Below are 13,893 nucleotides of genomic sequence, written 5' to 3'. Positions count from 1 at the left end.
CACCCCCGAGTTTCGGCAGCGCCGCAGGGACCGACCGGCACCGGGTTCGGGGTCGACCGCGGCACGGCGACGGGAAAGTTCGGGGTGCGGGTCCCGTCGCTGGGCGACGGTCGCGTCGTCAGCCTCCGCGCCATGCTCCGACCAGTCCCCTCGTTGCTCGCGTCCGCCCTGCTCGCCACCGCCGCCCTGACGGGGTGCGGGGGAGGCGACGACGGACCCGACCGCGCGTCCGCGACCACCACCACGACGGCCCCGGCCCCCGACGGCGGCGGGGCCGCGGCGTTCCGGCTGGCGGTCGCGGAGGGCAAGACGACGATCGGCTCGATCGGTACCGACGTCGAGACCGCGATCAGGTCCGCGGACCAGCGCAGCAACGCCGAGCTCGCCCAGCAGTTCTCCGCCCTCGCGGACCGCACGCGCGCCGCCCTGGAGACGCTCCGGGCGCTGCGGGCGCCGACCGACGCCTCCGATGAGCTCGCCGCCCTGCGCACCGCGGTGGAGACGGGGGCGACCGACCTCCAGGACATCGCGACCGCCGCCGACCGCGGGGACGTCGAGGCCGCGACGGCGGCGACCAAGGCCCTGATCGCCCACAGCCCGGCGATCGGGGCGGCCGGCGACCGGCTCGCCGGCGTGGCGGGCGTGACGGGCGCCGACACGGGGGCGGACGGGACGTCCGGCAAGATCACCGTCGAGTACGAGCCGCCCCGGACGAAGACGGAGAAGCTCGCCCAGCAGCTGCTCGAGGTCGGCGGGACCGACGGGGTCGCCGCCGGCTTCTCGCAGCGCTTCGTCCTGCCGACCGACCTGAAGATCCAGGCGGTGCGCGGCTTCGTCGGGCCGAACTACGACCCGAGCACGAAGACGGTGACGCTCTCCTACGGGTTCGTCGACTACATCGCGTCGGTGATCCGCCGCAACGACCCGAAGATCACCGACGACGACCTCGGCGGCGAGATCGCGGCGATCGACGGGTTCATCCTCGTCCACGAGCTCGGGCACGCGTTCGCCGACGTCTTCGAGCTGCCGCTCACCGGCCGCGAGGAGGACTCGGTCGACCAGCTCGCGACGGTGTTCCTCGTCGGCGGCGTGAACAACGGCGCGACGTACGCGATCCAGGCCGCCCGCTTCTTCCGGCTCCTGTTCGACGACCGGAAGGCGCTGAAGCAGTCCGACTACTGGGACGAGCACTCCCTCAGCATTCAGCGGGCCTACGACATCGCGTGCCTCGTCGCGGGCTCCAGCGAGGAGAACTTCGACGGGGTCCGGTCGCTCGGGATCCTCGGCCGCTCGCGACTGGAGCGCTGCCCGTCGGAGTGGACGAAGATCGACAACGCCTGGCAGACGCTGCTGAAGCCGCACCTGCGCGGCTCCTGAGGGCGGTCAGGCGCCGGGCTCCGCCAGCGCGGCGGCGACCTCGGTCCGGCGCCGGACGTCGAGCTTCCGCAGCACCGCGCTGACGTGCGTCTCGGCGGTCTTCTGCGTGATGAAGGCCGCCTGGGCGATCTCGCGGTTCGTCAGCCCCTCGGCGACGAGCTCCGCGATCCGCCGCTGCGTGGCGGTCAGGCTCTCGGCCCCGCTGGCGAGGTACCGGCGTGGTCGGGCGCCGAGGACGTGCAGCTCGCTCCGGGCGCGCTCGGCCAGCGGCCGGGCACCGCTGCGGGCGGCGAGGTCCATCCCCTCCTCGAGCACGGTCCGCGCGTCCCGGCGGCGACCGGCCCGGCGGTGCAGCACGCCGAGGTCGACCAGGGCGCCGGCGAGGACGGCGCGCCGCTGCGACGTCCGGAGGACGCCGACGGCCTCCTCGAGCGCCTCGGCGCCGGCGGCGGGCTCCTCGGCCAGCGCCCGCGCGTGCAGCGCGTTCCCGAGCCCCCCGGGCGTGCCCCAGCGACGGGCGATCGCGACCGCCTCGTCGGCCAGGGCGACGGCCTCGTCCCGCCGGCCCTGGGCGAGCAGCGCCCGCGCCGCGACGAGACGCCACGGCGCCGTGCGGTCCTCGTAGCCGACGAGCGCCGAGATCCGGCCGAACGCGGCGGCCTCCTCGTGCGCGGCCACCGGGTCGCCCGCGGCCTCGGCGAGGACGCTCGCCCCGTACCGGACGAAGATCCGCTCGGGGGTGTCGAGGTCGCCGCGGGCGCTCCACGCGTCGACGAGCTCGCGGGCCCGGGCGAGATCGCCGGTCTGCGCGACCGCGTCGACGAGGAACCCGACCGCCGCGGTCGCCCAGCGCTCGACGACGGTGTCGGCCATCGGTCCGTCCCAGTACGCCACGGCACCCTCCCCGTGCGCGATCGCGGCGGCGAGGTCGCCGCGCATCAGCTCGAGCTGGAGGCCACCGAGGGCCACCGACGTCGCGGCGAGGGGGGACCCCTGGGCGCGGGCGAGGGTCGCGGCGTGGCCGCACTCGCGGGCGACGCGGTCGTAGTCCTCGGCGAACAGCAGCACGTACGAGGACTGGCCCCACGGGGCGCCCAGGCCCGACTCCTGGAGCAGCGTGCCGTCGGCCAGCGCCCGCAAGGCCAGCGGATGGGCGTCGTCGGCCCGCGACGCCGTCGAGAAGGCGGTGGCGAGCGCGGCGTTCGCGAGGGCGATCCGCTCGGCGGGGGTGTCGCCCGCGAGCGTCGCGTACCCGAGCATGCGCCGCTGCGCCTCGGGGGCGAGCGGCGGGACGTAGAGCGCGAGCGTCGTGCGGACCGCGTCGAGCCGCAGGGCCGCGTCGCCCGTCGCGCCGGCGGCGGTCTCGTCGAGCATCGCGACGGCCCCGGGGTAGTCGCCGACGGCGGTCATGGCGGTCGAGAGGTCGATCGCGACGTCGATCCGGTCCGCCACGTCCGGCAGCCGCCTGCGCGCAGCGTCGAGGTGCTCCCGGGCGGCTGCGACGTCGCCCGTGACCAGCTCGACCCGCCCGAGCGCGGCCAGCACGGCGGGCGCGCGGCCCGGCGCCGGTGGCTCGGCGAGCGCCCGCCGCAGGTGCGTCGCGGCGATCGCGGCCGCGCCCTTCTCGGAGGCGTCGAGGCCGGAGGCGAGCAACCGCTCGGCGACCTCGGGGTCCCCGGTGGGCTCCGTGAGGAGGAGGTGCGCGGCGACGCGCGCCGGGTCGGCCCCGGCGTCCGTGAGGATCCGTGCGGCGCCCTCGTGCAGCAGGCTCCGCTCGACGACCGTGAGGTCGGCGTAGACGGCGCTGCGCACCAGCGGGTGCACGAACTCCTGGGGGTTCGTGTCGGCGAGGACGCGGGCCGAGACCATCCGGACGATCGCCGCGGCGCCCGCCGCGCGGTCGAGCCCGGCGAGCCGGCAGACGGTGGTCAGGTCGCTGTCGGGTCCCAGGACGGAGACGGCCCGTGCGACCGAGACCTCGTGCTGCCCGAGGAACCCGACCCGCAGCATCACCGCGTGGCGGAGGGACTCCGGCGCCGTGTCGGTCAGCCCGCCGACGGTCGTGTCGTCGATCTCCTGGCCGCTCTGGTGCAGGGCGAGCACGACCTCCCCGATCAGGAACGGGTTGCCGCCGCTGATCCGGTGGCAGACCTCGACCGTCCGCTCCCGCGGGACGGTGCCGGCGACGTCGGCGAGCAGGCGCCCCGTGCCGGCGGGGCTGAGGGGCCGGGGCGACAACGCGACGACGGAGTCCTCGCCCCGGAGGGCCGTCAGGGCCTCGGGTGCCTCCGCCCCGTCGCGGGTGGCGACGACGAGCAGGACGGGCAGCCCGTCGAGGCGGCGCGCGAGGTGCCCGAGCAGCCGCAGGGACGGGGGATCCGCCCAGTGCGCGTCGTCGACGACGAGCGCGAGCGGTCCGTGCTCGGCGAGGGCGACGACGAGCCAGTAGAGGCCGTGGAGGACGCCGTGCGACGGTTCCGCCGGGTCGGGGGAGGCGGGCTGCGGTCCGGTCGGCAGGTCCAGCGCGGCGAGGCCGAGGCGCGCAGCGTCGCCGTCGGCGGTCGCGGCGAGCTCGGCCTGCCGGGACCGCACCTCCCGCTCCAGCAGCTGGCGGACGACCCCGAAGGCGAAGTCCCGCTCGACCTCGGCCCCCCGGGCGGCGAGGACGCGCAGCCCGGCGGCCTCCGCGAGCTCCGACGCGGCGCCCACCAGCCGGGTCTTTCCGAGGCCCGCGGCGGCCTCGACGAGGACGACCGCACCCGACCCGGACGCGACCCGCTCGACGGCGCTCTCGATCGCGCGGAGCTCCGGTCGCCGCTCCAGCAGACCCTGTTGGGCGTCTCGGGTCATCAGGACCCGGGATCATAGGTCCTGGTGTACGGCCTAGAGGTCCCGTGCCGGTCCCGATCCCGGGGCGCTCCCGTCGCCCGGGAGCGCGTGCTCGTCGAGCACCCCGTCGATCGCCCCCGCCAGGCCGATCCAGCCGGCGAAGCCGCGCCACGCGCCGTCGTCCGACCGCAGGCGACCGCTGAGGGGGCGGGCCTCGTCGATCTGGAGCTCCACCGAGATCGGGCGTTCCTGGGACACCACCACAGGATGGGCGCGGGCCGGACGTGGCGCGTCGGCAGGCACACCCCTGGATTTCGCCTGGGGGGCCATGGGGGACCCCCGCACGTGACCGGTCCCGCGGCCCCCGCGGCGGCCCCGTCCGGCGCGGCGGGGCCGCGAGGCGTCGATCCCCCTCGTGGCGCTAGGATGCGCGGTTCATGTCCACCACCGAGATCCCCGCGGCGACCGTGGTTGAAGGCTCTGACGGCCTCCTCCTCGAAGTCGACGGGCACATTGTCCCCAACTACGACGCCACCTTCCCCGGCTTTGCCGAAGGTGACGTGATCACCGGACGCGTCGTCCGCATCGACCCGGACGAGGTCTGGGTCGACGTCGGCTACAAGTCCGAAGGCGTGATCCCGCAGCAGGAGCTGTCGATCCGCAGGAACGCCGACCCGTACGACGAGGTCGAGCTGGGCGAGGAGGTCGAAGTCCTCGTCATGATCAAGGAGGACGACGAGGGTCGCCTCAAGGTCAGCCGCAAGCAGGCCCGCTACGAGCGCGCGTGGAAGCGCATCGAGGCGGCGCAGGAGACCGGCGAGCCCGTCGAGGGCACGGTCATCGAGGTCGTCAAGGGCGGCCTCATCATCGACCTGGGCGTCCGCGGCTTCCTGCCGGCGTCGCTCGTCGACATCCGTCGCGTCCCGAACCTCGACGAGTACCTGCACACGATCATCGAGTGCAAGGTCATCGAGCTCAACCGCCAGCGCAACAACGTGGTGCTGTCGCGCCGCGCGGTGCTGGAGGAGGAGCGCAAGGAGCAGCGGCAGGCCATCCTGGACGTCCTGCAGCCCGGCGTCGTGGTCGAGGGTCAGATCTCGAACATCGTCGACTTCGGCGCGTTCGTCGACCTCAACGGCATCGACGGCCTCATCCACATCAGCGAGCTGTCGTGGACGCACGTCAACCACCCGACCGAGGTCGTCTCCATCGGGGACGTCGTCCAGGTCAAGGTGCTCGACATCGACCGCGACCGCCAGCGCATCTCCCTGGGTCTCAAGCAGACGCAGGAGGACCCGTGGCAGCGCGTCGTCGACACGTACAACGTGGGCGACGAGCTCGAGGGCACGGTCACGAAGGTCGTCACGTTCGGTGCGTTCGTCGAGATCATGGAGGGCGTCGAGGGCCTCGTGCACATCTCGGAGCTCGCCTCGCATCACGTCGAGTCGCCCCGTGAGGTCGTGCACCCCGGTGACGACGTCAAGGTGAAGATCCTCGAGATCGACGACGACCGCCGCCGGCTGTCGCTCTCGGTCAAGCGGGTCGAGGGCCAGGTCCTGCCGCGTCGCGAGGCGTCGGCGGACTCGGGTGACGAGCTCGCGCACACCTCCGGTGGCGACGAGACCGCGTACACCTCCAGCGACGAGGGCTTCAGCCAGCCCCCGGCGCCGGTCGAGGACGACGAGGCTCCGGCCGCCGAGCAGGACGACGCGCCGGTCGCCGAGGCCCCGGCCGCCGAGGCCGAGACCGAGGCGCCCGCCGCCGAGGCAGCGGTCGAGGAGACCGCCGCTCCGGACGAGGCCGCCGCGCCGGCCGCCGAGGAGGAGCAGGCCTAGCCTGATCCCCCCGGGGCGCGCTCCTGCGCGCCCGCCCAGAGGTCCCTCCGCGGCCCGCCTTCCGGCGGGCCGCGGTCGTTCCGGGGAACACCATGAGCCGCACGGCCCCGTCGGTGGTCCGCGCCGCTGCACCGCCCGGTACGGTTGACGTCGATGGCCGTCCCCTTCGTAGGACTGACCGGAGGCATGGGCTCCGGCAAGTCCACCGCGCTCGCAGCGCTCGCCCGCCTCGGGGCCCATACGCTCTCGACGGACGCCGTGGTGCACGAGCTCTACGCGGGCGACGAGATCCGCGACCTCGTCGTCGAGCGCTGGGGTCCCGGGGTCGCGCCCGGCGGCGTCGTCGACCGCGCCGAGGTCGCCAAGCACGTCTTCGGGGATCCGGAGGAGCGGCGCTGGATCGAGTCGCAGCTGTGGCCACGCGTCGGGAACGCGGTGATCACCTTCCGGCAGCGGTCCGCGAGCGCGGATCCCGCACCGCCCGCCGCGGTCGTCGAGACCCCGCTGCTGTTCGAGGCCGGCATGGAGGCCGGGTACGACGCCACGATCGCGATCACCGCCCCCGACGACCTCCGGGCCGAGCGGACGGGTGCGCGCGGCCACCACGGCGTGGACGAGCGCAACGCGCGCCAGCTCACGCAGGAGGACAAGGCCGCGCGGGCAACCTATGCAGTGGTGAACGACGGCACGATCGAGCAGCTCGAAGCACGCCTGCGGGACATCCTCGACGACCTGGCGCGCCCGCGGCCGTGAGCGCGAGCGGACCGGCCCGGAGGCCCCGGGCCCCCGAACCCGCGGACGCACCGCGGGGTGCGCCGCTGCGGGCGGTGCCGCGTCCGTCGGGATCGCGGTCGTCGTCGACCGCCCGCGCGTCGGCGGCGCGGTCCCGGCAGGACGCCGCCCGGACGTCGGCGTCCCGGACGTCCGCACCGCGTGCTCAGGGGCCCCGTCCCGCGACACCCCGTGGGTCGGGCTCGCGCGGGTCCGCCGCACCGCGACGCCCGGCGCCCCGCCCCGCGGCCCGGGGGGCCTCCGGCGGCCGGCGCCCGGCCTCGCGCGTCCGCGGCCTCGGCCGGCTCCTCGTCGTCCTGCTGCTCGTGGTCGGCGCCGGCGCCCTGGCCTGGTCGGGGCTGCGGCCCAAGATCGAGGGCGCGGTCGACGAGATCCGGCTGCCGCTCAAGCACGAGGACGTCATCCGCCAGCAGGCCAAGGAGAAGGACCTCGATCCGGCGCTCGTCGCCGGGGTGATCTACGCGGAGTCCCGCTTCCGGGACAACCAGGAGTCCTCCGCCGGCGCGCTCGGCCTCATGCAGGTCACGCCGGACACCGCGCGCGACATCGCACGGGAGTCCGGGGCCAACACCTTCGCGATCGGCGACCTGCACACCGCCGACGTCAACATCCGGTACGGCACGTGGCGGCTGCGCGACATGATGCGCCGCTTCGACGGCAACCAGGTCCTCGCGATCGCCGGGTACAACGCCGGCCCGGGGAACGCCAAGCGCTGGCAGGACGAGGCCGCCGCGCAGGGGCAGGAGATGACGATCGCGAGGATCGGCTTCCCCGAGACCCGGCACTACGTCGAGAAGGTGCTCAACGCGGAGCGCGACTACCGGCGCACGTACAGCAAGGAACTCGGCCGTTGACGGCCGAGCGCCCGCTGTTCCACGGCGCACGCGTCGAGCGCGTCTCGGCCGTCGACCCCCACCTGTACGCGCGCCTGCTCCGCATCTGGACGGACGTCTCGAACGCCGGCGGCTGGGTCGGGTTCATCCCGCCGGTCGTCCCCGCGGACGTCGAGCCGGCCCTCGACGCGGCGCTGCGGCGCGTCCACGACGGCCGCGACTGGCTCGTGGTCGTCCGGGTCTCCCCGGACCCCGACGTCGCCCTCGGGTCGGACGGCGCCCCGGGCGGATGGCGCGACGTCGCGGGCTTCGCGATCGTGGCGGCCAACGACCGCCTGCTCTCCGAGCACTGGAGGTGGGTCCTGCGCGTCCAGGTCCACCCGGAGCACCAGGGCTCGGGACTCGGCGCCGTCCTGCTCGACGGGCTCGGCGACATGGCCGAGGACGCGGGCCTGGAGATGCTGCACCTGACGGTGCGCGGGGGAGAGGGCCTGGAGTCGTTCTACGCCCGCGCGGGGTACCACGAGGTCGCCCGCATCCCGGGCGCGATCCGCGTGGCGCCGGGCGACGACCGCGACCAGGTCGTCCTCGTGTGCCGGCTCGGGGAGCGCGGCACCCACCGCCGCTCCTAGCGCCCGTCCTAGCTCAGGCGCCGGCGGCGGGCTTCGTCGCGGTGATCGTCCGCAGCGGGGGCATGGTCGACCAGCGCCGCCGCGAGCGCGTCGCGTCGGTCAGGCCACGGGCCCGCAGCTCCTCGACGACGGCGCGCGTCCCGAACGGCTCCAGCAGGGCCACGCGGCCGCCGGGCCGCAGTGCCCGCGCGATCTCGGCGGCGGCCTCGCGGCGCGCCGCTCCGGAGGGCAGCATCGCGAGAGCGTCGCGCGAGACGATCACGTCGAACCCGGCGTCCTGCACCGGCAGCTCGCGGATCGACCCGGTGCGCAGGGTCACGCCCTTGACGCCGGCGAGCGACAGCGTGCGCTTCGCGACGGCCTTGCCGTTCGGGGTCAGCTGGCTCTCCACCCACGCGTCGACGCCGGTGACGTCGCCGTCGGGGAGCCGGACGGCGAGTCCGGCGCAGAGGAGGCCCGTGCCGCACCCGAGGTCCAGGGCGTCCTCGTCGCCCCGCAGGTCGAGCCCGTTGAGGAGCCGGTCGACGGCCTTCACCTTCGACGACGAGGCCGTGCGGAACAGGCCGGCGCTGATCACGAAGCTGCCGATGCAGACGAGCAGCAGGAACAGCACGAGGACGACGAGGCCGGACTCGAACGCGTTCGGCAGCAGCGCGGAGACGAGCGTCAGGACCCCGGCGAGCATCCCGATGCCGGCGGTCCCCCGGGCCTGCTTGGGCCGGTCGAGGCCGTACGGGAAGTGTGGGTCGACCTCGGCAGCCATGCGGCGCCAAGGATAGATAGGTGCGACGGCGACCCGCCCCGTCGCTCCCGGCCGCGGAGCGCGACCGCGGACCGTGGCTGTCCGCATGCGAACGGGCGTTCGACCAGGACGGGATCCGCCCTCGCTACGCTGGGACGCGATGCCGCCGTTCAAGCTCGCCCCAGGATGGACGCCCAAGGCCGACCAGCCCAAGGCGATCGACGCGATCGTCGAGAGCGTCGAGAGCGGGTCGCCGTTCACGACGCTCCTCGGTGCCACGGGCACCGGCAAGACGATGACGATGGCCTCGACGATCGAGCGCCTGCAGCGCCCTGCGCTCGTGATGGCGCACAACAAGACGCTGGCGGCGCAGCTCTGCAACGAGTTCCGCACGTTCTTCCCGCAGAACGCGGTCGAGTACTTCGTCTCGTACTACGACTACTACCAGCCCGAGGCGTACGTCCCGTCGAAGGACCTCTACATCGAGAAGGACTCGGCGATCAACGAGGAGATCGACCGCCTCCGCCACGCCGCGACGGCCGCGCTCTTCGCCCGCAAGGACGTCGTGATCATCGCGTCGGTCTCCGCGATCTACGGCCTCGGGTCCCCGGACACGTACGACCGCAACCTGATCGTGCTCAAGCGCGGCGACACGATCGACCGCGACGAGCTGCTCGCCAAGCTCGTCCACATCCAGTACCAGCGCAACGACACCGCGCTGGCCCGCGGCACGTTCCGCGCCCGCGGCGAGACGATCGAGATCTTCCCCGCCTACGCCGAGACCGCGTTCCGCATCACGCTGTTCGGCGACGAGGTCGAGCGCCTGCAGCACCTCGACACGCTGACCGGCGAGCTCCTCGAGGACGACCTCGAGCACCTCGCGGTCTGGCCGGCGTCGCACTACACGACGCCCGAGGGCCAGATGGAGCGCGTCGTCGACGAGATCGGCACCGAGCTCGAGCAGCGGATCAAGGAGCTCGAGGCCGAGGGCAAGGAGCTCGAGAGCCACCGCCTGCAGCAGCGGACCCGCTACGACATGGAGATGTTGCGGGAGATGGGCTTCTGCAACGGCATCGAGAACTACTCGCAGATCACCGACGGCCGCAAGCCCGGCGAGCGCCCGTACTGCCTCCTGGACTACTTCCCCGAGGACTTCGTCTGCTTCCTCGACGAGTCGCACCAGACGGTCCCGCAGATCGGCGGCATGTACGAGGGCGACCGTTCGCGGAAGCAGACCCTCGTCGACTACGGCTTCCGGTTGCCCAGCGCCCTGGGTAACCGCCCGCAGACGTTCGACGAGTTCCTGTCGATCACGCCGCAGATGGTCCTCGTGTCCGCGACGCCGGGCAAGTTCGAGACCGCGCGGTCGGAGACCGTCGTCGAGCAGATCGTCCGGCCGACGGGCATCGTCGACCCGGAGATCGACGTCCGCCCGTCGATGGGACAGGCCGACGACCTGATGAACGAGATCCGCAAGCGGCGCGACCGCGACGAGCGGACCCTCATCACGACGCTGACGAAGAAGATGGCGGAGGACCTGACGACCTACCTCCTCGAGAACGGCTTCAAGGTCCGGTACCTGCACTCCGACGTCGACACCCTCGAGCGGATCCAGATCATCCGCGAGCTCCGCCTCGGCGAGTTCGACGCCCTCGTCGGCGTCAACCTGCTGCGCGAGGGCCTCGACCTGCCCGAGGTCACGCTCGTGGCGATCCTCGACGCCGACAAGGAGGGCTTCCTCCGCGGCGGCACCGCCCTGATCCAGACGATCGGCCGCGCCGCCCGCAACGTCGAGGGCCGGGTGATCATGTACGCCGACAAGCGGTCCGAGGCGATGGAGTACGCGATCTCCGAGACCGAGCGTCGCCGCGCGATCCAGCTCGCCTACAACGAGGAGCACGGCGTCACGCCGACGACGATCAGCAAGGGCGTCTCCGACATCGGCGAGTTCCTGCAGGGCGAGTCGAAGCTGCCGAAGGGCAAGCGCCGCCGCAAGAAGCAGGAGGAGACCGACAAGCTCTCCGCCGAGCAGCTGAACGAGCGGTTCGTCGCGCTGGAGGAGGAGATGCTCCGCGCCGCGGAGGAGCTCCGGTTCGAGCACGCCGCCGCGCTCCGCGACGAGCTCCGCGAGCTCCGGCAGGAGCTCGATCGCCGGGGCGACATCGGGTCGAGCGCGGCGCCCGCCGACGCCGCGTCGGCGGACTGACGCGACGGTCGTCGTCTGCGGCCGGGCCCCGGTTCGGGTCGCCGGTCGCACGAAGGCGCGGGCGCCGGGACGCCGACCGGTCCCGGTGCGCGGTCGGCGTGAGAGTCTGACGCGATGCCCCGGTCGTCCCGCCGCCTGCTGCTCGTCCTCGCCGTCCCCGCGGCCGCGCTCGCCCCGGCCGCCGCCCTCGCCCGGGGCGGATCCGTCGGTCCGGCGGTGCCCCCGGCGGACCCGCCGCCGGTGACGTTCGTGTCGCGGCCGATGTCGTGGTCGCTCGTCGGCACCGCCGACGCCGGGCGCTCGCTGGTCGTCCGCCACAGCGGCTACGGCGGGTGCGAGACCGCGCCGACCGCGAGCGCCGTCGAGCGCGGCACCGCCATCGAGGTCGCGGTCGCCACGACCGTCCCCGCTCCTGGGAGCGAGGTCGCGTGCACCGCCATCGCCCAGACCCCGGGGAACCTGACCGTGCGGCTCGCGAAGAAGGTCGACGGACGACGACTGACGGGAGCGAAGCGCCTGCCCGCGGCACCGTTCTCCACGGCGCCGTTCCCGACCGGCGCCGAGAAGCCGGCCCGCCTCGTGGTTCCCGACGTCCGAGGGCTGCGGGCCCTCGACGCGCGGCGGGCGCTGTGCGCCGCCGGCTTCGCGTCCCGGTCCGCCGGTCGGTCTCCCGCGGGCGCCCCGGTCCGTGCGACGGATCCGCGTGCCGGCACGCGCGTCCCGCGTCCCTCGGCCGCGGTCCTCGAGCGCCGCTCCAAGCCCGCGACCTGCACCGGTACGGCGTGGAAGGGCGCGCCCCGCGTCGCCGTGCTCACCGCGCCGAGGTGACCGCGCGCCGCACCTCCTCCGGCCGGCGCCGTGACCGGCCCCGGCGCCGCGCCGCGGCCCCGGCGCGGCGTCCTTGGCTGACTCTTAGGAACACCACAGGCAGGGCGTACGGGGGTGGTGCAGGATGGGATCCACAGCAGCCCCCCAACCGCTGGAAGGTCGAACACCATGACGTACCGCAGCCGCCACACCGCTCTCCCGCAGCTCGAGGTCATCAGGGCCTCCGACGACACGGTCCGCGCCGAGCTCATCGCGCTGCCCCTGGTGCGCACCACCGTGGGCGACCACGTCATCGAGGACCCGGCGGCGGCCGCAGCGATCGTCCGCGACGACGCCTCACAGTCGGGCTCGCTGCACGCCGTCTGAGGACGTCCGCGGCGCACCGGCCGCGCGAGGCGGGCGCGTCGCGCAGCGGGTGCGGCCGGGGCCCGGCCGGCCCCTCCCGGGTCGGGGTGCAGGTCTCCGGCGGCCGCGAGGTACGGCGGCCGGGGCGTCGTCGCGCCGCCGTCGCGGGCTACGCTCGGCCGCATGCCGCACGAGACCGCCGCCCGCCTCCGCGGGTTCGGGACCACGATCTTCGCCGAGATGACCGCGCTGGCCACCGAGGCCGGCGCGATCAACCTGGGGCAGGGCTTCCCGGACGAGGACGGGCCCCGCGAGATCCTCGAGGCCGCGTCCGAGGCCCTGCTTGCGGGCCCGAACCAGTACACGCCGGGCCGCGGGACGCCGGAGCTCCGCGCCGCCGTCGTCGCCCACGCCGCGCGCTGGTACGGCCGGGAGCTCGACCCCGACACGCAGGTCCAGGTGACGGTCGGCGCGACGGAGGGGATCGCCGCCGCCCTCCTCGGCGTCTGCGAGCCCGGCGACGCGGTCGTGACGTTCGAGCCGTACTACGACTCCTACGCCGCGGGGATCGCGATGTCCGGGGGCGTCCGGCGGACGGTGGCGCTGCGGCCGCCGTCCTTCGGGCTCGACGTCGAGGCCCTGCGGGCGGCGGTGCGGGGCGACGCCGTCGGTGGGCGGTCCGCGCGGCGCGGGGACGGCGCCGGGCCGGCCCGGGTCCTCGTCCTGAACTCGCCCCACAACCCGACGGGCAAGGTCTTCACCCGCGCCGAGCTCGAGGCGATCGCCGAGGTCTGCCGGGAGCACGACCTGGTCGCGATCTGCGACGAGGTCTACGAGCACCTCGCGTTCGACGGGGAGCACGTGCCGCTGGCGACGCTGCCCGGCATGGCCGAGCGCACCCTGACCGTGTCGTCGGCCGGGAAGACCTTCGCGCTGACGGGCTGGAAGGTGGGCTGGGTCACCGGGCCGCCCGCGCTCGTGACCGCCGTCGCCACGGCGAAGCAGTTCCTCACGTTCTCCGGGCACGGCCCGCTGCAGCACGCCGTCGCGCGGGCGCTCGCGCTCGACGACGCCTACTTCTCCGTCGCCCGCGACCGGCTCCGGACCCGTCGCGACCGCCTCTGCGACGGGCTGGAGGCCGCGGGACTGACGACGCTCAGGCCCGAGGGCGGCTACTTCGCGATCGGCGACGTCGCGTCGATCGGCGAGGACGACGGCGCGGCCTTCTGCCGCGCGCTGCCGGCCCGATGCGGCGTCGTCGGCGTGCCGGTGAGCGTCTTCTGCGACGACCCGGACCTCGGGCGCACCCTCGTGCGGTTCGCGTACTGCAAGCGCGAGGACGTCATCGACGAGGCCGCGTCCCGGCTGGCGGGGCTCCGCGGCTGAGGACCGGCCGGCGCGGTACGGGTGGTCGACCGTCGGGCGCCCGCGTCGCGGCCGTCGGCCGACAGCGGGCGCGCGCTCCCACGACCGG

Annotated in this window: 12 protein-coding genes; 9 read left to right on the top strand and 3 right to left on the bottom strand. The window is 74.5% G+C overall.

What is annotated here, in order from left to right:
- Positions 1-132: 132 nt before the first annotated feature.
- Positions 133-1,377 (top strand): DUF4344 domain-containing metallopeptidase, encoded by a 1,245-nt coding sequence (locus PATMI_RS35325; RefSeq protein ID WP_157260923.1) that lies wholly within the window; start codon positions 133-135, stop codon positions 1,375-1,377.
- A gap of 6 nt (positions 1,378-1,383) precedes the next feature.
- Here the strand turns inward: PATMI_RS35325 and PATMI_RS0122580 are convergent, their stop codons facing one another.
- The gene (locus PATMI_RS0122580; protein WP_026912546.1) at positions 1,384-4,227 is read right to left on the bottom strand and encodes an ATP-binding protein; all 2,844 of its coding nucleotides are present in this window, start codon (positions 4,225-4,227) and stop codon (positions 1,384-1,386) included.
- A gap of 33 nt (positions 4,228-4,260) precedes the next feature.
- The gene (locus tag PATMI_RS0122575; RefSeq protein ID WP_026912545.1) at positions 4,261-4,464 is read right to left on the bottom strand and encodes a hypothetical protein; all 204 of its coding nucleotides are present in this window, start codon (positions 4,462-4,464) and stop codon (positions 4,261-4,263) included.
- A gap of 179 nt (positions 4,465-4,643) precedes the next feature.
- Here PATMI_RS0122575 and rpsA point away from each other — a divergent pair, with 179 nt between their 5' ends.
- From rpsA to PATMI_RS32545, 4 genes are all read left to right on the top strand, one after another.
- Positions 4,644-6,041 carry a 30S ribosomal protein S1 gene (gene rpsA, locus PATMI_RS32550; RefSeq protein WP_084270177.1) on the top strand — a complete coding sequence of 466 codons (1,398 nt, stop codon included), beginning with the start codon at positions 4,644-4,646 and terminating at the stop codon, positions 6,039-6,041.
- 153 nt (positions 6,042-6,194) lie between these two features.
- On the top strand, positions 6,195-6,794 hold the full coding sequence (coaE, locus tag PATMI_RS0122565; protein ID WP_245604255.1) for a dephospho-CoA kinase: 600 nt from the start codon (positions 6,195-6,197) through the stop codon (positions 6,792-6,794).
- A gap of 344 nt (positions 6,795-7,138) precedes the next feature.
- Positions 7,139-7,687, top strand: a complete 549-nt coding sequence (locus PATMI_RS0122560; RefSeq protein ID WP_245604253.1) for a lytic transglycosylase domain-containing protein — start codon at positions 7,139-7,141, stop codon at positions 7,685-7,687.
- A complete protein-coding gene (locus PATMI_RS32545) occupies positions 7,684-8,298 on the top strand; it encodes a GNAT family N-acetyltransferase (protein WP_245604252.1) in 615 nt (204 codons plus the stop codon). The genes PATMI_RS0122560 and PATMI_RS32545 overlap by 4 nt, the downstream gene beginning before the upstream one ends.
- Positions 8,299-8,311: 13 nt before the next feature.
- On the opposite strand, the gene PATMI_RS32540 is transcribed toward PATMI_RS32545, so the two are convergent.
- Positions 8,312-9,061 (bottom strand): class I SAM-dependent methyltransferase, encoded by a 750-nt coding sequence (locus tag PATMI_RS32540; protein ID WP_051472169.1) that lies wholly within the window; start codon positions 9,059-9,061, stop codon positions 8,312-8,314.
- A gap of 139 nt (positions 9,062-9,200) precedes the next feature.
- On the opposite strand from PATMI_RS32540, the gene uvrB reads away from it, so the two are divergent.
- From uvrB to PATMI_RS0122530, 4 genes are all read left to right on the top strand, one after another.
- Entirely contained in the window at positions 9,201-11,246 is a 2,046-nt protein-coding gene (gene uvrB, locus PATMI_RS32535; protein WP_051472168.1) for an excinuclease ABC subunit UvrB, read from the top strand.
- Between the two features lie 114 nt (positions 11,247-11,360).
- Positions 11,361-12,074: a PASTA domain-containing protein gene (locus PATMI_RS0122540; protein WP_026912542.1), complete on the top strand. Its 714-nt coding sequence runs from the start codon at positions 11,361-11,363 to the stop codon at positions 12,072-12,074.
- A gap of 168 nt (positions 12,075-12,242) precedes the next feature.
- Complete coding sequence (locus PATMI_RS0122535) at positions 12,243-12,440, top strand: hypothetical protein (protein ID WP_026912541.1); 198 nt, start codon at positions 12,243-12,245, stop codon at positions 12,438-12,440.
- A 162-nt stretch (positions 12,441-12,602) separates the two neighbouring features.
- On the top strand, positions 12,603-13,805 hold the full coding sequence (locus PATMI_RS0122530; protein WP_026912540.1) for a pyridoxal phosphate-dependent aminotransferase: 1,203 nt from the start codon (positions 12,603-12,605) through the stop codon (positions 13,803-13,805).
- The last annotated feature ends 88 nt before the right edge of the window (positions 13,806-13,893 follow it).

This window comes from Patulibacter minatonensis DSM 18081, from assembly GCF_000519325.1.
Classification (GTDB): domain Bacteria; phylum Actinomycetota; class Thermoleophilia; order Solirubrobacterales; family Solirubrobacteraceae; genus Patulibacter; species Patulibacter minatonensis.
The sequence above is the reverse complement of the archived record's forward strand: the minus strand, read 5'-3'. Positions and strand labels throughout refer to the sequence as shown.